Origin of the sequence: Amycolatopsis sp. cg13, from assembly GCF_041346965.1 — a bacterium.
GTDB lineage: Bacteria > Actinomycetota > Actinomycetes > Mycobacteriales > Pseudonocardiaceae > Amycolatopsis.
In genome coordinates this window covers 2,149,906-2,170,639 of the sequence record NZ_CP166848.1, presented here as the reverse complement: position 1 = coordinate 2,170,639, position 20,734 = coordinate 2,149,906, and the positions used below count along the sequence as shown (strand labels likewise).

The following is a 20,734-nucleotide window of genomic DNA, read 5'->3' as shown; positions in this document are numbered from 1 at the left end:
AGACGACTGGCCGGGCTATCGCCGGGCGCGTGCGTCCTGGGCGGCCAGTTCGGCGTCGGTCAGCACGATCGCGTCCGGGCCGGGGAAGACCGTCGACTCGTGATCCGCGCCGAGCCAGCGGACGGTGAACGGCGGGTCCCCGTCCGGCGATCCCACGGCCACGATGCGGCCCCGGTGCTCCGGAACGTCCACGTGGATTCCCTTCACGACCAGCCAATCTCCGCGCTGTGCGTGCATGGTTCCTCCTCTGGCGAATAGCGTCGCCCGAAGCGGTACCTCGTCGCACCGGGCGCGAAACCTCGAGGTAGTCCGATCAGGGTAGGCAGGCGGCATCGGGCGGAAGGCGTCCGAACCAGCCATGTCGCCCGCGCTGGCCGGGCCTGCCCAAGCCCTAACCTGCCAAATGGGCCAGGAACTCCTCGTTGAACCGCTGCCCGATCCGCTGCACAGCGTGCGGACTCCCCGGGAAGAGAACCCGCTTCGCGGACAACCCTTCCGCCAGCGCGTCGGCGACATCCTCGAACCCCGAAGTACCGCCACCGGTCACCACCAGTTTCGGGAACGGCGTGCGGGCCAGCGCCTCCACCGGCACACCCGTCTCCCACGGCCGTTCCGTCATCAGGTTGCGCGCGGCCTCCAGCAACGGAGGCGGAAGCGGCGACGGCAACGGCAGATCGACGTTCAGCACCCGAAGAAACCCAGCCACGAACGTCGCCGGATCGCTGTCCGCGGTGGCCGCCCAGTAGTCGCGGAGGGCAACCGCGAGCCGGGCAGCAGCGGGACGGCCGGAGCCGTTCGGCAGGGCGGGCGGCTCGACCACGGTAAGCGACCAGACCTTGTCCGGTGCCAGAGCAGCAGCGCGCATGGCCACCACCCCGCCCATCGATGTGCCCAGCAGGTGGGCGCCGTCGCCTAGGAGTTCGGCTACATCGGCGGCGTCGCGGTCCGGGTCGATGCGGGCGGTCGGCGGGCTGGGCTGGTACCCGCGGCGGTACGGGGCGATGATCCGGAACCGGTCGGCGAGCACCTTCTGCTCGCCGAACGCGGTGGCGGCCGAGCTCAGGCTGCCGTGCACCATGACGATCGGCGGGCCGGATTTTCCCCACCGTTCGGCGGCCAGGCCGGTCATCGCGCGGCCGCCTCGGCGCGGGCGAAGACGCCGCGGTCGATGTCCAGGCGGCGGGATTCGAAGCGCCAGCCGTCGGCGGTGCGGACCGCGACGTCCTGGTAGACGCCGGTGGCGATGATGAACGGCGGCGCTTCTACCTGCAGTTTGGTGACCAGGCAGGTGACGGTCGCGCGGTCGGCGTCGCCGGTGACGACGTAGTTCGTCAAGAGGTGGCGGGCACCGTCCTCCTTGCCGGCGGCGATGTGGCCTCGGATGAACTCGGTCCGTGCGGCGCGGCCGGTGAAGGTGCCGTAGGTGGAAATGAACTGTCCATCCGGGACCCAGGCGTCGACCCAACCGTCGACGTCGTGGTTGTCGAGTGCGCGCATTTGAGTGTTCGAAAGCTCGACGATCGCGAGCTTGTCCTCAATGGATAGTGGCATGACGGCGGTCTCCTCGGCCGGTGCGGACTTGCGATGCGCAGAAGTCTGCGCAGCCCGCCGCGCCGGGACTATCGCCTGGGCGAACCGCCGTCGTCGGTTTTGCGCAGCACCGCGGACGGCGATTCGCCGAACCGGCGCTTGAACTGGGCGGCGAAATCGCCGAGATGCACGAAGCCGCAAGCGGTTGCGGTCGCTGTCACCGTGGTGCTGGCCGGATCCGCCGCGGCCAGCAGTGCGCGGGCTCGGGCCAGACGCTGTTCGCGGAGCCATTCGCTGAGAGTCCGGCCGGTTTCGCGGCGGAAGCCGAGTTGCAGGCTGCGCAGCGACACTCCGCAATGCCGCGCCACTGCGGCCATCGAGAACGACTCCGGCAGATGCGCCAGCAGGTAGTCCATCGCGCGGCGAACCCGGGCGGACGACGGCGGTTTCGCTTCGGCGGCAAGGGTTTCGCTGAGGGTGTTCGGGTGGCCGAGCAGCAACGTCTCGGCCAGCAACGCTTCGAGGTGTCCGGGCCGTGCGCCTCCGCCGGACAGGTGGATCGCGGCCTCGACCAGCGCCAGCACGCCGGGGGAGACGGCGGCCGCGCGGAGGTCGAACTGCACCGCCACCGTGCCGGGCACCCCGGCGAGCAGCGCGGCGGTCCGCTCGACCAGCGGCCGGTCGAGGCGCAACACGACCTGGTCGAACTCGCCGTCGAGGTCGAGCTGGAACGCGCGGTACGGGCTCACCACCGACGCCGCGCCGGGCCGCAGCACCGCGTTCGTCGCGCCGTAGGCGAATCGCGCCCGGCCGCCCACCGGCAGCGAAAGCAGGAACTCGTCCTGTTCGGGAGCCAGCTCCGAGATGCTCACGGCCGCGCCGTACCGCAGCCGGTTCAGCGAGACCGAACCGGCGGCGAGGTGGTCGAGCCGCGCGGAAAGCCGGCGCTCGCGGACCCGCAGCGTGTGCGGGCGCAGGGCGGAACTGCACGCGCCGACGACCTCGTCCACGTCGTCGGCCGCACGCACCATCCGTTCCCCGCGCTCGCGCACGAGCTCGGCGATCCCGGCCAAGCGGCTCATCTGCGGGATCGTACGCCGTCAGACGAGCTTCGCAGTAACTGCTGGACGCTCGGTCGGCCCGCTGTTGACATTGGTGCGGCGGTGCCAGCGCACCTGACCGTCGCCGAACTCGATGGTGACGGTGTCGTGGAACGGCGATTCCACGAAGTACCACTCCAGCACCAATTCGCGCGGAGTACGCCACTGAGCCGCGGCGAGGACGCGCGTCGATTCGGCCTGGTACGAGTGGTGCAGCTGCCAGGTGCTGACGCCGGTGTCCGACTCGGCCCACGTGGACAGTCCACACCGGACCGAGTGGCGGCCGCGCGCGTCGTCCAAGGTCACCACGAGGTCATCATCGTCCACAGTGAACGAGATCTCCGAGAGTCCGTCCTCATTGGACTCGCACTCGTACCGCTGGCCGTCCAGCGCAACGGAGGTCGGCGAAAGCGCCGGGGCAGCAACCGTGAGCTCGGCAGCCAGCGAAGCATCAGTCGCAGCGGAAGGAGCACCGGAGAAAGCGGGCACCAGCAGATCGTGCACCAGGCCGGATAGCAGCCGGTGCTTGCCGTGCGTGATACTGCCGGTCGTGACGACTACCGCATCGTGCTGGGGGAGCACGAAGACGTCCTGGCCGAACATCCCGGACGCTCGGTAGCCGCCGTCGGCGTCCAGCCACAGCTGGTAGCCGTAGCCTTCCGGGCGTTCGTCCGCGTCGGCACCGGAAACCGGGACGAATTCGGTGCCGTTCCACGTCCCGGCGTCGGCGTTCTCGACGTGCCAGGAGGTGGCCTCGCGGACCCAGCCCGCGGGCAGGATCCGGTCGCCCTGCCAGAGTCCGTCGTGCAGGTGCAGGACGCCCCACTTCAGGAAGTCGATGCTGCGCAGGCTGAGGCCGTTCCCTCCGGAGCAGATGCCTTCCGGATCGGTGTCCCAGCTGTGCCCGGCGAAACCGAGCGGCTCGAACAGCCGCGGCTGCAGGTAGTCGAAGACCGATTGGCCGGACGTCCGCTGCACGATGGCGGACAGCATGTGCGACGTCGCGCTGGAGTAGGTGAACGCCTTGCCCGGCGGCAGCTCCACCGGAGTGCGCAGGTATTCCCGCACCCAGCTGGTCTTCAGCAGTCGCCAGGTCTTGCCGGACAGGCCGACGCGGTGGCCGGTCCGCATGGTCAGCAGGTCTTCGACAGTGATCGCGCGCAGATGCTCCGACGCGTCGGACGGCACGAGTTCCGGGAAGAACGACACCAGGTGGTCGTCCAGCCGCAGCAGACCTTCGTCCAGCGCGAGCCCGATCGCCGTGCCGACAAAGGACTTCGTCGCTGAATGTGTCGTATGTGGACGGTCCGCGCGATACGGCCACCAGTAATGCTCGAAGGCCAGCTTGCCCGAGCGGTACACGAGGAGACTGTCGAGCGAGATCCCGTCGGCGGTCAGCCGCTGCAGGAAACCGCGCACGCCTTGGGCGTCGAGGCCCGCTTCGGACGGGGCGACTGAAGGAAAAACAGAGGTCACGAAGGCTCCCGGACGAGTGTTTTCTTGCGGTTCGCGAGCCGTTCGGCGACCCGCGAGAGTGCGATGTTGACGACGATGTAGAGCAGCCCGGCCCCGACGTACGCCTGGATGAAATCGCCGCTGAACTCGCCGAGCACCTTGCCGTTGTTCAGCAGTTCGGCGATGCCGACGACGTAGCCGAGGCTGGATTCCTTGATGACCCGAACGGTCTGGCTGATCAGCGCGGGCGCGAGCGCGCGGGCCGCCTGCGGGAGCACGACGAACGCCATGGTCTCCCAGTGTCGCAGGCCGATCGCGTGCCCGGCCTCGCTCTGCCCTCGCCCCACCGCGAGGATCCCGGCCCGCACGATCTCGGCGAAGATCGCGCCGGCGTGCGCGACGATCGCCAGCACCAGCTGCCAGAAGATCGGCACCCGGACGCCGAGCAGCGGCAGCCCGAACATGAAGAAGAACAGGATCAGCAGCAGCGGCATCGCGCGGAAGAACTCGATCACGGTGGCGCACGGCCAGCTCAGCCACCGCTTCCGGCTCAACCGGCCGAGCGCGAGCAACACGCCGACCGCGACCGACAGCACCGTGGACACCAGGCCGACCAGCAGCGTCATCACTAGACCCTGCAAGAGGAACCGCAGCATCGCGCCGTCGACCAGGATCGCCCAGCGGGCCGGGTCGAGCTGGCCGGACGCGCCGAGCCGCACGAGGACGAGGGCCAGCAGCCCGAGCAGCACGAGTCCGCAAAGGATCGACACGGTGCGCAGCCGGGCTTTGGCCTTCGGGCCGAGTGCGTCGAAGAGGATGTCGTCGTTCACCGGAGCACCCGGACCTTTCGCTCGACGAGCCGCACGACCCCGCTGACCGCCAGGTTGATGACGAGATAACCGCAGGCCGCGACGGCGAAGGCCAGGATCGGCTCGGCGGTCTCGAGGTTGAACGAGCGGGTTTCCAGCGTCAGTTCGTCCACGCCGACGGCCGCGCCGAGCGCCGACCCGAGCGCGACGTTGATCAGGATCGTCCCCAGCGGCTGCACCATCGCGCGAAACGCCTGTGGGAGCAGCACATCCAGCACGACCCGGCGGAACGGCAGCCCGATCGCCCTGGCCGCCTCGACCTGCCCGCGATCCACCGCGCGGATGCCCGACCGGATGGTCTCGCAGACGTACGCGGCGAAGTAGACGCCCAGTGCGAGCACCAGACACCAGAACAACGGAATCAACACGCCAGCGTCGGGCAGCCCGAAGATGAGCAACACGGCGATCAGCAGCAACGGCGAGTTGCGGACGAGATCGACATACAGCCGGCCGGCGATGCGCAGCGGCCGGACCGGGCTGATCCGGCAGATCGCGACGACGCAGCCGAGGACGAGCGCGAGCGGAAAGGCGCACGCGGTGAGCAGCAAAGTGGTGGTGAAACCGCCGAGGATTTCACCGGCATGACCGGAAAGCACGGGCGATCTCCCTTCAGGAGCCGGGAACGGAGCCGGGCCGGGGCGGCTCGGGGGCGGGACCGGAGACGAGCGGGCCGACGGTCTGCTCCCACAGCCGCCGCCAGCTTCCGTCGGCGGCAATACGCTGCAGGAACCCGACGACGATCTGCTTGAACGCCGGATCGTCCTTCGGCAACCCGATGCCGAACGGGCTGCTGCCGTACGTCGCGGGCGTCATCCGCAGCCGCGCGTCGACCGCAGCTTTGCCCAGCAGGATCGCGGTGTTCGCCGACCACGCCTGTACTCGGCCTTGCCGTACCGCGGCAGCGCATTGGCTCGATTCCTCGAACACCACCGCGCGCGCCTGCGGACATGCCTTCTGCAGCGCTTCCTGGGCCGCGCCAGGCTGGACCGCGACGTCTTTGTCCGCCAGATCGCGCACGGCGGTGACCTGCGGACCGTCCGCGCCGACGACGATTCCGGAGCGCGCGACGTAGTACGGCCCGGCGAAGGACACAAGCCGCGCTCGGCTCTTGCTGATCGTGTAAGTACAGACGGCGACATCGACGGATTGGTTCTGCAGGATCGCTTCGCGCGTGTCGGCGCCGCCGGTGATGGTGTCCACCTCGGGCGTGCCGAGCAGATATTTGGCCAGCAGCTGGGCGATCCCGATGTCGAAACCGGTGATCTTGCCGGTCGCCGGGTTCATCATGCCGAACCCGGGCGTGGTCACCGAACCGGACTGCCGCAGCACGCCTTGGGCGCGGATCCGGTGCAGCGTCGGCGTTTCCGGCAGATCCACGCCGACCGGACCGCGCGCGACGGCGTCGGCTTGGTCGAGCGTGGCGTACGCGGGATTGCCCGCGGTGCGGGTGCTTCCGCCGCTGCAGGAAGCGAGCAACGGGACCGCACCGGCGGCGAACAGACCGGCGCGCAACGCGGTCCGGCGGGGGAGAGGAGCGGGCATCAGGGTCCTCCAGGCTCAGTGGCTGAGCACGCGGGCGAGGAAATCGCGCGCGCGTTCGGTCTGCGGCGAGCCGAAGAAGACGTCCGGCGCGGCGGATTCGGCGATCCGGCCGTCGGCCATGAACACGACGCGGTCGGCGGCCTTGCGGGCGAAACCCATCTCGTGGGTCACCACGATCATGGTCATGCCGTCGGCGGCGAGCGCGGTCATCACGTCGAGCACCTCGTGGATCATCTCGGGGTCGAGCGCGCTGGTCGGTTCGTCGAACAGCAGCACGCGCGGCTCCATCGCCAGCGCGCGGGCGATCGCGACCCGCTGCTGCTGACCGCCGGACAACTGCGCCGGGTACTTGTCGCCGTGCGCGCCGACGCCGACCCGCTCCAGCAGTTCGTCGGCGCGTTGGTGCGCCTCGGCGCGGCTGAGCCCGCGCACGCGGACCGGGCCGAGCATCACGTTCTCCCGCACCGTTTTGTGCGCGAAGAGGTTGAAGGACTGGAACACCATGCCGACGTCCGCGCGCAGCCGGGCCAGCTCCGCGCCCTCGGCGGGCAGCGGGCGGCCCTCGATCTCGATCGAGCCCTCGTCCGCGGTCTCGAGCCGGTTGACGCACCGGCACAGCGTCGATTTCCCGGACCCGGACGGGCCGATGACCACGACGACCTCGCCGCGCCGCACGTCGAGGTCGATCCCGGTCAGCACCCGGGCCGATCCGAACGACTTGCCGACGCCGCGCAGCCGTACCAGGGGCTGATCTGTGCTCATGAGCGCTCCTCGTCGAGCTGGCGGTAGGGTTCACTACACAACGGAGAACCCTCCGGCATCTTGTAGTAGCCACTACGTCCAGTCAAGGGTGTCATGTCCACTACTTATCTCGGCGGCGACCACTTCGACGACCACGTCCGCGCCCGGCTCGACGACCTCAAGCCCGCCGAACGCCAGGTCGCCCGGTTCATGCTGGCCAACCCGAACGAGGTGCTGTTCTCCTCGGCGGGAGACCTCGGCGCGGCGGCCGGGACCAGCGACGCGACCGTCGTCCGCACCGCGAAAGCGCTCGGTTATTCGGGGCTTCCGGAGTTGAAGCGCCACCTCGGCCAGACGTTCACCGCGCGCACCGAGCCGACCGTCCGGCTGAGCGCGGCGATCGAGAACCTCGGGTCCACCGGGTCGCGCCAGATAGACCGGGTGATGGCCGACAGTGCGGAGCGGCTGCAGGAAATGCAGCGGCAGCTCGCGCCGGAGGCGGTCGAGGAGGCGGCGCAATTGCTGCTCGACGCGCGGATGGTGTTCACCTGGGGGCTCGGGCTGTCGTCGGTGTGTGCCGAGTACGCCGCGTTCCGGCTCGCCCGGCGCGGGCTGGTGACGCGGCACTGCGACGACACGGGGTTCCGGCTCGCCGACGCGTTGCTTCCGCTGGGCACTGACGACGCGGTGCTCGTGTACGTCCCGGCTCGGCAGAACCGCGATGTCGAGCTGATCCTGCGGTACGCGGAGGAGGTCGGCGCGGCGGTAGTGCTCGTGACGAGCGACCTGTCTGCGGATCTCGAATCCCGGGTCCGCGTGGTGCTGCCGGCGCCGGATTCGCCTACGAAGTTCACCGGCGAAACCCTGACCGCCTCGATCGTCACCGACATCCTCGCGCACACCATCGCGAGCCGGGAGCCGGACCGCGCGAAGACGACCGCGGACCTGCTGACGCGCCTCCGGGCGGACCTCGGCGAACGGAAGTAGCCGCTCCCGCCGACGAGCCGCGAGAAACCTCCTGACCTGCACTGATGCACTATTCTGCGGTGGTATACACGGCGCGTATACCTGTGTTGTATAGTGATCTTCACCCCCGGGATTCCGGGGTCAAGGGAGGAACAGGGGAATGTCGGTTTCACATACCTTGCTCGGGTTGCTCGAGTCGGGGCCGAGACACGGGTACGACCTGAAACGGGCGTACGACGAGCAGTTCGGGCACGACCGCCCGCTCGCGTACGGCCAGGTCTACTCGACGCTGTCGCGCCTGCTGCGCAACGGCATGGTCGAGGTCGCGGGGGTCGAGAGCGGAGAAGGACCGGAGCGCAAGCGCTACACGATCACCGACGCCGGGGTCACCGACGTCGAGACCTGGCTGGGCACTCCGGAAAACCCGGAGCCGTACCTGCAGAACACGCTGTACACGAAGGTGGTCCTCGCGCTGCTGTCCGGCCGCGACGCCACCGACGTGCTCGACGTCCAGCGAAGCGAGCACCTGAAGGTGATGCGCTCGCTCACGAAGCGGAAGTACGAGGGCGACCTCGCCGATCAGCTGATCTGCGACCACGCGCTCTTCCATCTCGAGGCGGACCTGCGGTGGCTCGAGCTCACCGCGGCCCGGCTCGGCGAACTCGAGAAGGCGGTGCGCTGATGACCAGGCCGGGAACTCCGTTGCTCGTGGGCAACGGGCTGCACAAATCGTTCGGCCAGACGCGGGCGCTCGACGGGGCGGCGCTGGCCGTCTCGGCGGGGGAAGTGCTCGCGATCATGGGCTCGTCCGGTTCGGGGAAATCGACGCTGCTGCACTGTCTCGCCGGGATCGTCCGGCCGGACTCGGGCGTCATCACCTACGGCGGCCAGGACCTCGTCGCGATGGACGACAAGGGCCGGAGTGCGTTGCGGCGCACCGAATTCGGCTTCGTGTTCCAGTTCGGCCAGCTCGTTCCCGAGCTGACCTGCCTGGAGAACGTCGCGCTGCCACTGCGGCTGACCGGGGCGAAGCGCGGGCCCGCCGAGGCCAAGGCGAAGGAATGGCTCGCCCGGCTCGAGGTCGACAACCTGGCGAAGCGCCGACCTGGCGACGTGTCCGGCGGGCAGGCGCAGCGGGTCGCGGTGGCGCGGGCGCTGGTGACCGGGCCGAAGGTGGTCTTCGCCGACGAGCCGACCGGCGCGCTCGACTCGCTCAACGGCGAGAAGGTCATGCAGATGCTCACCCAGGCGGCGCGGGAAACGCACGCCGCGGTGGTGCTGGTGACCCACGAACCGCGGGTCGCGGCGTACTCCGACCGCGAGATCGTGGTGCGGGACGGGCGCACGGTCGACCGGGAGCTGGTCGCATGACGCGGGATCTGCTGCTGGGACTCCGGCTGGCCGTCGGGGGCGGCCGGATGTCCGGATCGGCGCTCCTGCGGCTCGCGATGACCGCGTTCGGGATCGCGCTCGCGGTCGCCGTGCTCCTGCCCGCCGCTTCGGTGAGCCACCTGGTGAACGCGCGGGCCGACCGGGCGGCGGCGATCAAGCAGGACACCGCGCCGCGCGAGGGGATCGCGCCGCTGGCGACCTACCGCTGGTATCCGTCGGTCGGCGCGGACTTTCTTCAGCTGACTGCGGTGGCACCGACCGGGCCGAACTCGCCGGTGCCGCCGGGGCTCGACCGGCTGCCCGCGCCGGGCGAGGTGATCGTGTCGCCGGCGCTGGCGGAGAAGCTGAACTCGGCCGACGGCGCGTCGCTCAAGGCGCGGCTGCCGGGGAACGTGGTCGGCCAGATCGCCGAGCCGGGGGTCAGCGACGCCGCCGACCTGACGGCGTACTACGGGTCGACCGCCGCGGAGATCAAGGCCGAGGGCGAAAACGCCAGCAGCGTTTACGCCTACGGCAAGCCCGCCGAAGGGTTCACCCTGCCTTTGGTGATGTGGATGGTCATCGCGCCGATCGCCGCGGTGCTGCTGCTGCCGTTGCTGATCTTCGTGACCACCGCGTCGCGAATGGGTGCGGCGCAACGCGAACGACGGCTCGCCGCCTTGCGGCTGATCGGCGTGGACGCCCGGCAGATCAAACGGGTCGCGGCGGCGGAATCTCTGGTCGGCGCGGTCATCGGGCTCGTGGCGGGCGGTGCGCTGTTCTACGCGCTGCGGCCGTTCATCGGGGACTGGCTGCCCTTCGGCATCCGCGTGTTCGCGGACGATTTCACGCCGTCGTGGATTTCGTTGCTGGTGATCGCGCTGCTCGTGCCCGGGCTCGCGGTCGGCTCGGCGCTGTTCGGGCTGCGCCGGACGATCGTCGAACCGCTCGGCGTGGTCCGCCAGGGCAAACCGGTGCGGCGGCGGATGTGGTGGCGCTGGACGATCACCGGGATCGGCGTGGTGTTCCTGCTCGGGACGCTCGTCGTATCGCCGGGGTCGGGTGACCAGGGCGCGGCGATGGCGCTCGCGGTGGGCAGCGTGTTCCTGCTCGTCGGCGTCGCGGCGCTGCTGCCGTGGCTGGTCGAACGGATCGTGGAACGGCTGCAGGGCGGCCCGCCGTCGTGGCAGCTCGCGGTCCGGCGGCTGCAGCTCGACAGCGGCACCGCCAGCCGGGTGGTGTCCGGGCTGGTCGTGGTGCTGGCCGGGACGATCCTGATCCAGGGCGTGCTCACGTCGATGACCAACCGCACGTCGAGGTCGTACCACACGCCGGACGGCGTCGCGGCCGCGCCGGTGCGGGTGGACACGACGACCGCGCACGAGGCCGAGGTCCGGCAGCGGCTGTCCGGGGTCGCCGGGGTGACGGGCGTGCACAGCGCCAAATCCGTGCAGTTCAAGTCCGGTGAACAGCACGTCTTCGGCACTCTCGGGGACTGCGTGGCGCTGAAGACGCAGGCGAACATCGGGAACTGCGCGGACGGCGACGTCTTCTATGTCGCGGGCTCGTCGGCCCAGCCCGCCCCGAAGGGCGAGTTGCGGATGACCGACTACCGCAAGGACGCCGAGGTCGACGGTCCGAAGTGGACGGTCCCGGACAACCTCCGGGTGGTGTCCTCGGCCAACGAGGCGAAGGGGGTGTCCGGCGACCTGATGATCACGCCCGGCGCGCTCGGCGGCATCCAGGCGCCGGGGGAACGCGTGCAATTGCTGGTCGCGGGCCCCGGCGGCGTGGACGCGCTGATCGACCGGGTCGCGACGGAATTGCGCCCGCTGGCGTGGAAGGCGGAAGTCGGCAAGACGGACTACCTGGCCGACTTCTCCGGCCGCGACGACCGGATGCTGGCGAGCTTCCGTGCGGTGCTGCTGACCGCGTCGCTCTTCGTGCTGGCGGTGGCCGCGATGAGCCTGCTGATGCTGTCGATCGAGCAGATCAGCGAGCGGCGTCGTCCGCTGGCGGCGCTGTCCGCGTCCGGCGTGCCGATCGGCGTGCTGGCCCGCGGATCGCTGTGGCAGACGGCGGTTCCGGTGGTGGTCGGGGTAGTGCTGGCCGTCGGAGCGGGGCTGGGCTTGACCGCGCCGATCCTGCGGCTGGCGAAATTGCCGATGCTGGTGGACGGCGGAGTCCTGGCCGGATTGGCAGGCGCCGCGGTGGCCGCGGTGCTGCTGGTGACGGCGTTGACCCTGCCGCTGCTGCGGCAGGTGACACGGTTGGACACGCTGCGGTCGGAGTAGACCCCGGGGGTGTGGGGTGGTTGCGTGAAGGGCTTCTTGAGGGGAATGGGATTCCTTCGAGAAGCCCTTCACGGCTTTTCGGGGTCCGGCGGCCGGTGCAGGGACGTGAGGGGAACCCTGAGGAACTCTGATTCCCTCAGGGTTCCCCTCACGTCCCTAAACCGCACCGCTGCCCCCACGCAACCACGGTTTCGGAAGCGGACCCCTCACGACTCCCGCCGCAGCGAGGACACCTCACCAAACCGGGCGAGGTCGTGCGGTTCCAGCAGAACCGACCAGCCCAGCAGTTGCCCGGAGTTCGCGTCCACCGTGACGGTCAGCGCGTTTCCCCGGGGAGCCTTGCTTCCCGGCGGGATCTTGGCGGCATACGCGACGAAGTTCCCGGTCATCTGGATCAGATAAACCGGGTCGTTGGACTGGGGTCGCGTCCCGTCGGTGCGCCTGAGCGAATACCGGTCGGTTTTCACCCAGCGAATATCGACCGGGTGGTCCACGCCGTTCGCGGCGGCCGCCCTCGTCGCCGCGGCCAGCAGATCGGCGGGAGCGGGCGGCGTGGCGTTGTCGCTCATGGCTCCTGCCGCACCAACCCAAGCTCCGCGCACCCGTCCCGAAGCGGCTCCAGCCCGAAGGCGTCCACCGGCCCCACCACGCCGGGCTTCGCCGGGCCCTCGACGCTCAGCCGGATCGCAGCCCACGCCAGCAAATCCCCGGTGAGCGTGTACGCGTTCGGTCCCTCAAGCCGTACCTCGACGCGCGAATCGGCGACTGCGACGACCTGCGCGCCGGTTTTCGCTCGCGCGGCCGCGTCCGGTCCGCCGGACGGTCCCTTCATCAGCCCGCTCGCCGCCCGCACTACTGGCCCGGCGACTGCGGTCAGCGCGGAAACAGCGGGCATCATCCGGCTCAGTGCGGGGAACCATCCATTGTAGACAGTCACCTCGTCGAGCGACGGGAAGTTCCCCGGCAGGAAGAGCACTTCGGTGCCGGAAACGAGAAACGCCGCCTTGGACCGTCCTCGAACGGGAAACGCGCGCACCCGGCTGCCGGTCCGTTCCTCGACCAGTCGTCGGCCCCGCCACCGCAGCGACGGCAGGGTCAGCCCGTCCCGCATGGTCTCGCGAGTGCCTTGGCTCAGGCCGCGATAGAGCGGCCCGGTCGCGAAATACCCGATCTCCAGCGTGCGCACGGCCTCGCCAGCGTCCTGCGCCGCTAGTGCACCGGCCAGGATTCCGGGAACGTAGTCGTAGCCGAAGGCCGGGACCATCGCTGCACCAGTCTCGACCGCCCGCTCATGGTGTCGCTCCCGGACACCGCGGACGAAACCGACCTCGCCAGTCGAGTCCAGATAGTGCGCCCCGGCATCGGCGGCGGCTTGCGCGGCCGCGTGGCCGATTCGGTCGAACGGGCCGACGGTGGCGATCAGGACGTCGCCTGGTCCGGCCAAAGAGCGAAGGCTGGCGGGGTCGTTGACGTCCGCGACCGCGATCTCAAAGTCGTGGTCCCCGGAAAGAGCCTCCAACGCGGTCCGGTTGCGTCCGGCGAGAACCGGCCGCACGCCGCGCCGCAGCAGGGACTCCAGGACCAGGCCGCCGGTGTAGCCGGTCGCGCCGAACACCACGATCCGCCCGGTCACGGCGTCACCGGGACGTGCCGACGGAGGAAGCCGACCTGATCCGCGACCACTCGTTCGAACGGATCTCCTTGGTAGATCGCGAAATGCCCGTCCGGATAAGTCCGGACCTCGCCGCGCGGCGCACGGGCGGCGTACCGCAGCGTGGGCCCGGCTGGCGCGACGGAATCCTTCTCGCACACCGCGAACAACGTCGGCACCTCGATCCTCCCGACACCTCGACCCGGCCGATACCGCAGAATGTCGAACACCGCCCGGGCCGCGACCTCGTTGCGGAAATCGCTTCCCGGCGGCACGAGCGCAAGATACCCCGGCTCGGCGTCCGGCGCAGTCATCAGCGCGGTGCCTCGCCGCGGACCGGCGGTGGCGATCAGGTGCGGCGGCCGTCCGAGCCAATGCCCGACGACATCGCGGACGGCGGCGGCCGTGGCCTTCGCCGAACTGGCCGGGTGCATGGCCAGCGCGGAAGAGATGCCGTCGGTGAACGGGCATTGCGCGATCGCGGCGACGAGCCCGGCCGGGCGGCTTGCGGCCGTGGCGAGCACGTGCCCGCCGCCGAACGACGTGCCCCATGCGACGACGCGGTCGCCATCGACCTGGGGAAGCGTGCGAGCGTAGGCGATCGCGGCGGTCCAGTCGGCGAGTTGCTTTCGCGGGGACAGCAGGTGGCGCGGAGTGCCTTCGCTGTCGCCGAAATGCCGGTAGTCGAACACAAGACACGCATATCCGGCGGCGGTGAAGCGTTCGGCATATGCGGCGAGCCCCATTTCGCGGACCGCGCCGAGACCGTGCGCCATGACGATCACCGGCGGCTTTTCGTTCGCTGGCAGGTAAAGCGTCGCCGCGCATTGGTCGCCTTCGACTGGGAACGAAACGTTCATGCCGGGATCTCCTCTCGGGCGGCGGCGCTGGCCACCGGACGGTCGGCGGGAGTGCGACCCGCCGGACGACGCGCCCCGCGACGGCGTTCGAGCCGAAGGTCGCGCATGTAGTCGTCGTAGTCAACCTGGATGGTGTGCCGTTTGGACGCGACGTAACGCCGCGAGATCCGCCGCCGGTGCGTGTCGATTTCGCGCTCCATTTCGGCCGCGCCGGGCAGGTGGTAGCGGCCTTGCAGATGGTCGGCGATCAACAACGCCTGCCGTTCCGCGATCGGCATGATCGCGCCGAGCGGCTGCACCAATCCGACGAAATACAACCCGGGTACGGTCGGATGGAAAACCCGCCGGTACAGCCGGATCTCGTTGTCTCCGGAGGGGTCGAGGAAATCCCGGTCGAAGAACGGGAAACTGATCTTGTACCCGGTGCAGAACACCACGAGGTCGGCGGCGATCCGGCGGCCATCGGTGAACACGACGTCGTCCCCGTCGAACCGCTCGATGTTCGGCGCCGGGGTGATCGCCCCGTGCGCGAGCCGGTCGAGGATGCGGCTGGACATCGTCGGATGCGCCTGGGCGAACTTGTGGTCCGGCGCGGGCAGCCCGTACCGCGTCATCGGCCCGGTCGCGGCGGCCATCAACCGGCGCGCGACCGGCCAGCGCAGCGCCGAGGGGAGCCATTCTTTCCCGCCGATCTGGTCATACGGCTTGCCCCACACGTATTTCGGGATCACGTGCACCCCGCGCCTTGCGGACAGATGCGTTTCCGCGGCGTGATACGAGGCGTCCACGGCGATGTCCATCGCGGAGTTGCCCATGCCGACCACGACGACGCGCCGTCCGGCCAGCTGCGCTTCCTCGGCGTAGGAGTGCGAATGCATGATCTCGCCGCGGAATCCTTCAGCGCCGGGGAACATCGGCTCAGGCAGCCGCGGATCCCAATGGTGACCGTTCGCGACAAGCACCGCGTCATACCGTTCGGTGTCCCCTGTGGACAGTGTCACCGCGAAGCTGCCGTCCGGCTTCGGCTCGACGTGCGTGACGCCGGTGCCGAACCGGATGCGGTCGCCGAAGCCGAAATGCTCCGTGTACGTCGCAAAATAGTCGGCGATCTGGTCGTGCCGGGCGAAATCCGGCAAGTGCGCGGGCATCGGGAAGTCGCTGAACTCCATCCGCTGCCGCGAAGTGTTGATGTGCAGGGACCGGTAGGCGGCAGAGACTCCGTTGCGGTTGCCCCACACCCAGTTCCCGCCGACCCGGTCGGACAGTTCGTAGCAGTCCACCTCGATGCCGCGCTCGGCGAGCACCTTGACGGCGGCGATCCCGGACGAGCCCGCGCCGACGACGCAGACCCGGAAGCTGTTCGCGGACATGCGCTCTCCTCTTTGTGACCGGTGGTCATATGACCAGTGGTCATAGAGTACGATCGGAGGGCGGGGAGAGTCAAGAAGAGGAGGTCGGCGGTGCCGACGGGAACGTGGGAGCGGCTGCCGGAGCAACGGCGGGCGGCCGTGCTGGCGGCGGCGGAGGCGGAGTTCGCGGCGCGCGGCTTCAGCGGCGGCAGCCTCAACACGATCTGCCGCGAGGCCGGCGTGTCGAAGGGCAGCCTTTTCCAGTACTTCACCGACAAGGCCGACATGTACGTCCACCTCGCCGAGCTGGCGAGCGTGCGGATCCGCGCGGCCATGGAAGCCGAGATCGAGAAGCTCCCGTGGGACAAGGACTTCGCCGGCTCGCTCGACCAGCTGCTCGACGCGTGGGTGCGGTATTTCTACGACCATCCGCTCGAGCGCGCGATGACCGCGGCGGCCAACCTCGAACCCGATCCGGTCGCCCGCACGCCGGTGCGCGAGGCGGTCAACAGCCACTATCTGGCGGTGCTGCGGCCGCTGGTCGAGCGCGCGGTGGCGGCGGGGCAGCTGCGCGCGGACGCCGATGTCGAGATCGTGTTGTCGTTGTTGCTGCTGGTCTTGCCGCATTTGGCGCTGGCCCCGCACGTCGAGGGGCTCGACCCGCTGCTCGGCCTGGTGGAAGGCGATTCCGCGCACGCGGCGGCGACCGCGCGCCGGATGACCGGGGCGCTGCTGGCGCCGTATCTCCGCTGAGCGATACCGGGCGGAGGGATACGGGAAATGCGGTTCGCCGCGTCCCCGCCGGAAATCCGCCGTGGTATAGACTGGCGCGGCCCACGTGATTACCGATTCGCCGCACGCGCACCGACAGGGGTCGACCGATGACCAGCAAGAAGAACGCCTCGCCGGCCGGGGAAAAGGGCGGCAATCGGCGGCTGGCGGAAAAGGTGTCGGAGCGGATCGAAAAAGACATCATCGACGACGGCTGGCGGGTCGGATCGGTGCTCGGCTCGGAAACGGAGCTGATCGAGCGGTACGGGGTCAGCCGGGCGGTGTTCCGCGAGGCGGTGCGGCTGGTCGAGCACCAGCAGATGGCGGCGATGCGCCGCGGCCCCGGCGGCGGACTCGTGGTGACAGAACCGGATCCGGGCGTCGTGCGCAACGCGGCGCGGGTGTATCTGCGCCACGCCGAGGTGAGCCGCCGGCAGTTGATGGAGGCGCGGACCGCGCTCGAGGTCGCGGGCATCGCGCTGGCCGCGGAGAATCTCACGGAATCGGGAATCGTCCGGCTGAAAGAAGCGCTCGAATCCGAACGCGAACTCATCGAACAGGGATTCACCCGGGGGCACGCGCGCAATCTGCACCGCGTTATCGCCGAACTCGCCGGAAACCCGGCGATCACATTGTTCGTGGAAGTGCTCGCGCAACTCGACCAGGACATCGTGCAGCGGGAATGGGACGCCGAATCCTCCGGCGGCGAACATCGCGACGCGGCTCGCGAATCGCACGAGGCGCACGAAGCGATCGTGGCGGCCCTCGTCGCCGGGGACGCGCCGCTGGGCCAGCACCGGATGCGCCGGCACCTGCAGGCCATCGCCGCGTTGCTGCGGCCGGAAGCCTGACCCTGACCGCAGAGTACACTCTTTCGCTTCCCTTCGGTGGTGCTGTAGGAGTCTGGCTTCAGGTTCCGTAAAAGAGTACACTGTATTGATGCTGACCACTATAGGCTTTGAAGCCGGAAGCTGTGTCCTGGTCACCGGCGCGGGCAGCGGGATCGGCCGCGCGATCGCGCTCGGCGCGGTCGAACTGGGGGCCGCGGTGGCCGCGTGGGATCTCGACCTCGCGGCAGTGACCAGCCTCGCCGAGGAGTCGGGCGGCGACATACTCCCAGTCGAGGCGGACGCCGGGGACCCAGCGTCGGTCGCCGCCGCGCTCGATCGCACGCTGGCCTGGCGCACGCCGGGAATGCTGGTCAACAACGCCGGACCGTCGAGCCAGCGGCCGCGGCCGTTCGCGGACGGAGTGGTCGGCGTGCTCGGGCTCGTCGAGCTGGTCACGACGTCCTGGCTCGACCGGGTGCGGGAGCGGGCGGAAGCGATCGTGAACGTCGCGTCGATCGCGGGCACGGTGATCGGCGGCGGCGTGAGCTGGTACTCCGCGGCGAAGGCGGGTGTGCTCGGCTACACCAGGTACCTCGCCGCGGAAGCGCCGTTCGGCGTGCGGGTGAACGCGATCGCGCCCGGCCTGGTGGAAACGCCGCGGATGAAGGAGTTCTTGCCCTCGGAGACCGGCAAGCGCATGGTGGGCCGGACGCCGCGCGGGCGAGCCGTGCAGCCCGGCGAGGTCGCCGCGGCGGTGTTGTTCCTGGCTTCCCCGTCGGCGGCGGGGATCACCGGCGCGGTCGTCCCGGTGGACGCCGGGCTGTCCGTCACGGTCTGACCGAAACCCCTCTGACCACAAGGAAGTGTTCATGAGTTCCCGAAGCACCCCGGCCGACGCCGACCTCGTGCGCAGCCTCGGCCTGCCCGCGTCCGGCTCCGTGTACGACCTGTCGACCGGCTGGTGGCGGCACATGCCGACGTTCGCGGGCAACCCGCAGCTGGAAGTCGTCACGTACAACTCCCCGCAGGGCCAGCGCGCCGAAGGCCGCTTCCCGTTCGACTCGCCCGGCACGAACGACGTCGAGTTCGGCTATGTGTCCGAACTGGTCTCCGGCAGCCTGCACACCGGAACGCACATCGACGCGCTGTGCCACGTCACGTGCGGCAGCGAGGACGAATGGCACGGCGGAACCTCGGCGAACAACGGACTCGGCGACTACGGTGCGCTGCGCGGCGACGCGTCCGAGCTGGCTCCGATCATCGGCCGCGGCGTGCTGCTCGACATCCCGAAGCTGCTCGGCCTCGACGTCCTGCCGCCGCATTTCGCGGTCGGGGAAGACCATCTGCGGCAGGCGGCCGAGGCGGGCGGGGCCGAGATCACCGGGTCGGACATCGTGCTCGTGCGGACCGGGCAGATGAAGTTCTGGCCGGACACCGCGCGGATCGCCGAGGAGAGCGGCGGCAGCGGCGTCGGCGTGGACGGGGCGCAGTGGCTGGTGTCGAAGGGGGTGCGGTACGTCGGCGCGGACACGATGTCGTTCGAGGTCCGGCCGTCGCCGGTGCCGGGCAATCCGCTGCCCGTGCACGTGCTTTTGCTGCAACAGCACGGGATCCACATCATGGAATGGGTGAACTGCGAGGACCTGGCGGCGGACGGCGTCGTCGCTTTCCTCTTTGTCGCGTTGCCGCTGACGCTGCGGGGCGGGACCGGTTCGCCGCTGCGCCCGATCGCTGTCGTGTGAAGGGAGCCGGGATGGAATTCGCCAACGACGTGCCGCTCAGCCCGCTGAGTTTCCTGCGGCGCACCGCCGATCTCGACGGCGACGGGATCGGCGTGGTCACCGACGCCGGGGAGCGGGTGTCGTGGGCACGGCTCGCGGACCGGGCGGAGCGGTTGGCCGGGCGCCTGCGCGAACTGGGACTCGGCGAGGGCGACCGGGTTGCGGTGCTGGCGCCGAATGGCGTGCCGTTGCTGGAAGCGCATTACGGCGTGCCTGGGGCCGGATGTGCTTTGGTGGCGCTGAATACGCGTCTCGCGCCGGACGAATACGCGCAGCTGTTGCGGCTTTCCGGCGCGAAGGTGCTCATCGTCGACCAGTCGCTGGCTGCGCAGGTTCCCGAGGGAACGCCTGAGCTGCGGGCGGTCGTGGTGATCGGCGAGGATTATGAGGATTGGTTGCGCACGGCGGTTCCAGTGCCGCTGCGGCTGCCCAGCGATGAACGTCAGCCGCTGGCGGTCAACTTCACCTCAGGCACCACAGCCGGTCCGAAAGGCGTGGTCTACACGCATCGCGGTGCCTATTTGAACGCGCTCGGCCAGGTCGTTTCCACTGGCCTGCAGCCAAGTTCTCGCTATCTGTGGACGCTGCCGATGTTCCACTGCAACGGCTGGTGCTACACCTGGGCGGTCACCGCGGCGGGCGCGCGGCACGTCACGCTCCGGAAGGTGGACGCGGCGCGGGCGTTCGAACTCATCGAGCAGGAAGCGGTGACGCATCTCAGCGGTGCGCCGGTCGTGCTCGACATGCTGGTGCAGGCGAGCAGTGGTGCGCGGTTCGCGCAGCGGGTGCAGTTCGCGGTCGGGGGAGCGCCGCCGTCGCCGGCTGCGATCGCGGCGCTGGCCGGGATCGGGATCGAGGTGACGCACCTGTACGGGATGACGGAGACGTACGGGCCTTCGCTGATGTGCGTTCCGCGGCCGGAGTGGCAGGAGCTTGCCCCAGGGGAGCGGGCGAAAATGATGGCCCGGCAAGGGGCCCGGACGGTGAACGTCGAGTCGGCGCGGGTGGTGACTCCGGAGTTCGAGGACGTTCCCGCGGACGGGGAGACCCTGGGCGAGCTGGTGATCCGCTCGAACACGGTCATGGCGGGATACCTCGACAATCCGGCGGCGACCGAGGCGGCGTTCGCCGGAGGTTGGCTGCACACCGGGGATGTGGCGGTGCGGCATCCGGACGGGTATGTGGAGGTGCGCGACCGGCTCAAGGACGTGATCATCAGCGGCGGGGAGAACATCGCGTCGATCGAGGTCGAGAACGCGCTGCTGGACCACGAGGCGGTCGCGGAGGCGGCGGTGGTCGCGAAGGCCGATCCGAAGTGGGGCGAGGTGCCGGTCGCGTTCGTCCGCCTCCGCGAGGGGGCGGAAGTGTCCGATGTGGACTTGGTCGGGTGGTTGCGGGGGCGGTTGGCGCGTTTCAAGGTGCCCAGGGACATCCGGTTCGCGGAGTTGCCGAAGACGTCGACCGGGAAGATTCGCAAGGCGGAGCTGCGCAGGCTGGCGGAATGACTCAGCGCTGTTCGGCTCGGACTCCGCGGGCCGGTACGTGAGGGGAACCCTGAGGGAATCAGCGTACGTGAGGGTTCCCCTCACGTACGCTGCGCTGCGGCCGGACTGCTGGCGGAATG

22 protein-coding genes are annotated in these 20,734 nt (G+C 69.7%); 9 read left to right on the top strand and 13 right to left on the bottom strand.

Annotated features, from left to right (window positions below; genetic code table 11):
* Positions 1-15: 15 nt before the first annotated feature.
* From AB5I40_RS09685 to AB5I40_RS09645, 9 genes are all read right to left on the bottom strand, one after another.
* Positions 16-237: a DUF1918 domain-containing protein gene (locus AB5I40_RS09685; protein WP_370938112.1), complete on the bottom strand. Its 222-nt coding sequence runs from the start codon at positions 235-237 to the stop codon at positions 16-18.
* Positions 238-391: 154 nt separating this feature from the next.
* A complete protein-coding gene (locus tag AB5I40_RS09680; protein WP_370938111.1) occupies positions 392-1,129 on the bottom strand; it encodes an alpha/beta fold hydrolase in 738 nt (245 codons plus the stop codon).
* Positions 1,126-1,551, bottom strand: coding sequence for a nuclear transport factor 2 family protein (locus AB5I40_RS09675; RefSeq protein ID WP_370938110.1), 426 nt, complete (start codon positions 1,549-1,551; stop codon positions 1,126-1,128). Before AB5I40_RS09675 ends, AB5I40_RS09680 begins: the two co-directional genes overlap by 4 nt.
* A gap of 68 nt (positions 1,552-1,619) precedes the next feature.
* Positions 1,620-2,612: a helix-turn-helix domain-containing protein gene (locus tag AB5I40_RS09670; protein WP_370938109.1), complete on the bottom strand. Its 993-nt coding sequence runs from the start codon at positions 2,610-2,612 to the stop codon at positions 1,620-1,622.
* An 18-nt stretch (positions 2,613-2,630) separates the two neighbouring features.
* Positions 2,631-4,106, bottom strand: coding sequence for a serine hydrolase domain-containing protein (locus AB5I40_RS09665; protein WP_370938108.1), 1,476 nt, complete (start codon positions 4,104-4,106; stop codon positions 2,631-2,633).
* Positions 4,103-4,915, bottom strand: coding sequence for an amino acid ABC transporter permease (locus AB5I40_RS09660; RefSeq protein WP_370938107.1), 813 nt, complete (start codon positions 4,913-4,915; stop codon positions 4,103-4,105). Before AB5I40_RS09660 ends, AB5I40_RS09665 begins: the two co-directional genes overlap by 4 nt.
* Positions 4,912-5,550, bottom strand: coding sequence for an amino acid ABC transporter permease (locus AB5I40_RS09655; protein ID WP_344264404.1), 639 nt, complete (start codon positions 5,548-5,550; stop codon positions 4,912-4,914). Before AB5I40_RS09655 ends, AB5I40_RS09660 begins: the two co-directional genes overlap by 4 nt.
* A 13-nt stretch (positions 5,551-5,563) precedes the next feature.
* A complete protein-coding gene (locus tag AB5I40_RS09650; RefSeq protein ID WP_370938106.1) occupies positions 5,564-6,496 on the bottom strand; it encodes a transporter substrate-binding domain-containing protein in 933 nt (310 codons plus the stop codon).
* Between the two features lie 15 nt (positions 6,497-6,511).
* Entirely contained in the window at positions 6,512-7,258 is a 747-nt protein-coding gene (locus AB5I40_RS09645; RefSeq protein WP_370938105.1) for an amino acid ABC transporter ATP-binding protein, read from the bottom strand.
* Positions 7,259-7,351: 93 nt separating this feature from the next.
* Between AB5I40_RS09645 and AB5I40_RS09640 the strand changes: the two genes are divergently transcribed.
* The 4 genes from AB5I40_RS09640 (at position 7,352) to AB5I40_RS09625 (ending at position 11,868) form a co-directional block, all read left to right on the top strand.
* On the top strand, positions 7,352-8,224 hold the full coding sequence (locus tag AB5I40_RS09640) for a MurR/RpiR family transcriptional regulator (RefSeq protein ID WP_370938104.1): 873 nt from the start codon (positions 7,352-7,354) through the stop codon (positions 8,222-8,224).
* 139 nt (positions 8,225-8,363) lie between these two features.
* The gene (locus AB5I40_RS09635; protein WP_344264414.1) at positions 8,364-8,885 is read left to right on the top strand and encodes a PadR family transcriptional regulator; all 522 of its coding nucleotides are present in this window, start codon (positions 8,364-8,366) and stop codon (positions 8,883-8,885) included.
* Complete coding sequence (locus AB5I40_RS09630; RefSeq protein WP_370938103.1) at positions 8,885-9,574, top strand: ABC transporter ATP-binding protein; 690 nt, start codon at positions 8,885-8,887, stop codon at positions 9,572-9,574. The genes AB5I40_RS09635 and AB5I40_RS09630 overlap by 1 nt, the downstream gene beginning before the upstream one ends.
* Complete coding sequence (locus tag AB5I40_RS09625) at positions 9,571-11,868, top strand: FtsX-like permease family protein (protein ID WP_370938102.1); 2,298 nt, start codon at positions 9,571-9,573, stop codon at positions 11,866-11,868. Before AB5I40_RS09630 ends, AB5I40_RS09625 begins: the two co-directional genes overlap by 4 nt.
* 206 nt (positions 11,869-12,074) lie before the next feature.
* Here AB5I40_RS09625 and AB5I40_RS09620 read toward each other — a convergent pair whose 3' ends face one another.
* From AB5I40_RS09620 to AB5I40_RS09605, 4 genes are read right to left on the bottom strand one after another with little or no spacing between them, the layout of a single operon-like run.
* Complete coding sequence (locus AB5I40_RS09620) at positions 12,075-12,437, bottom strand: hypothetical protein (RefSeq protein ID WP_370938101.1); 363 nt, start codon at positions 12,435-12,437, stop codon at positions 12,075-12,077.
* Entirely contained in the window at positions 12,434-13,501 is a 1,068-nt protein-coding gene (locus tag AB5I40_RS09615; protein WP_370938100.1) for a trans-acting enoyl reductase family protein, read from the bottom strand. Before AB5I40_RS09615 ends, AB5I40_RS09620 begins: the two co-directional genes overlap by 4 nt.
* Entirely contained in the window at positions 13,498-14,379 is an 882-nt protein-coding gene (locus tag AB5I40_RS09610) for an alpha/beta hydrolase (protein ID WP_370938098.1), read from the bottom strand. Before AB5I40_RS09610 ends, AB5I40_RS09615 begins: the two co-directional genes overlap by 4 nt.
* Complete coding sequence (locus AB5I40_RS09605) at positions 14,376-15,749, bottom strand: flavin-containing monooxygenase (RefSeq protein ID WP_370938096.1); 1,374 nt, start codon at positions 15,747-15,749, stop codon at positions 14,376-14,378. The genes AB5I40_RS09610 and AB5I40_RS09605 overlap by 4 nt, the downstream gene beginning before the upstream one ends.
* A gap of 90 nt (positions 15,750-15,839) precedes the next feature.
* Between AB5I40_RS09605 and AB5I40_RS09600 the strand changes: the two genes are divergently transcribed.
* The 5 genes from AB5I40_RS09600 (at position 15,840) to AB5I40_RS09580 (ending at position 20,615) form a co-directional block, all read left to right on the top strand.
* Positions 15,840-16,481: a TetR/AcrR family transcriptional regulator gene (locus tag AB5I40_RS09600; RefSeq protein WP_370938095.1), complete on the top strand. Its 642-nt coding sequence runs from the start codon at positions 15,840-15,842 to the stop codon at positions 16,479-16,481.
* A 128-nt stretch (positions 16,482-16,609) separates the two neighbouring features.
* Positions 16,610-17,350, top strand: coding sequence for a FadR/GntR family transcriptional regulator (locus tag AB5I40_RS09595; RefSeq protein ID WP_370938093.1), 741 nt, complete (start codon positions 16,610-16,612; stop codon positions 17,348-17,350).
* Between the two features lie 88 nt (positions 17,351-17,438).
* Entirely contained in the window at positions 17,439-18,167 is a 729-nt protein-coding gene (locus tag AB5I40_RS09590; RefSeq protein ID WP_370938092.1) for an SDR family NAD(P)-dependent oxidoreductase, read from the top strand.
* Between the two features lie 31 nt (positions 18,168-18,198).
* A complete protein-coding gene (locus tag AB5I40_RS09585; protein WP_370938091.1) occupies positions 18,199-19,071 on the top strand; it encodes a cyclase family protein in 873 nt (290 codons plus the stop codon).
* Positions 19,072-19,082: 11 nt separating this feature from the next.
* On the top strand, positions 19,083-20,615 hold the full coding sequence (locus tag AB5I40_RS09580; protein WP_370938090.1) for an AMP-binding protein: 1,533 nt from the start codon (positions 19,083-19,085) through the stop codon (positions 20,613-20,615).
* Positions 20,616-20,734 lie beyond the last annotated feature (119 nt).